This window comes from Escherichia sp. XD33, assembly GCF_019375075.1.
GTDB classification, from domain to species: Bacteria; Pseudomonadota; Gammaproteobacteria; order Enterobacterales; family Enterobacteriaceae; genus Enterobacter; species Enterobacter flexneri_A.
Genome location: NZ_JAENDM010000290.1, coordinates 1 through 647 on the forward strand (window position 1 = coordinate 1; position 647 = coordinate 647).

Annotated in this window: 1 protein-coding gene; it reads left to right on the forward strand. The window is 31.2% G+C overall.

The genetic code is table 11. The features are described from left to right. Nucleotides 1-47 precede the first annotated feature (47 nt). On the forward strand, nucleotides 48-530 hold the full coding sequence (locus K0778_RS26845) for a DUF523 domain-containing protein (RefSeq protein ID WP_000600873.1): 483 nt from the start codon (nucleotides 48-50) through the stop codon (nucleotides 528-530). The last annotated feature ends 117 nt before the right edge of the window (nucleotides 531-647 follow it).

The following is a 647-nucleotide window of genomic DNA, read 5'->3' on the forward strand; positions in this document are numbered from 1 at the left end:
GCAATACGACAAATAAATTAAAGCAAAATGATTTATAGGTGGTTGGGATGATTTTAATTAGTTCGTGTTTGATAGGCGAAAATGTAAGATACGATGGTGGCAATCAATTGGATGTTAGATTGAAAAAATTAATAGACAGCGGAAAAGCTATTCACGCATGTCCAGAATTACTTGGTGGATTACTAATTCCTAGAGAACCTGCAGAAATTATTGGTGGAGATGGTTTTGATGTGTGGAATAACGTTGCAAAGGTTATTACTATTTCGAACAAAGACGTAACTGACGATTATAAACATGGAGCGATAGTTACGCTAAAAATTTTGAAAAAATATCCATGTGATACAGTTATTTTAAAAGCAAATAGTCCATCTTGTGGATCTCAAGAAATATATGATGGGAATTTTACAGGAAATAAGAAAAAGGGTGTAGGTGTGGCAACTGCTTTACTCATTAATGAAGGTATAAACGTATATGATGAAAATACGTTTTTTGACCAAAACATGATTGAAACGATAGTACATGAAAAGTAAGTATTGAATCATTTTTTAATCTAAAATACTACAAAAATTTTCATTATGAAGTGAAAATAACGAACAAGTAAATTGCAAAGAAAAAAGCGACCCAAATCCCTTTAAAAACAAGGTTTA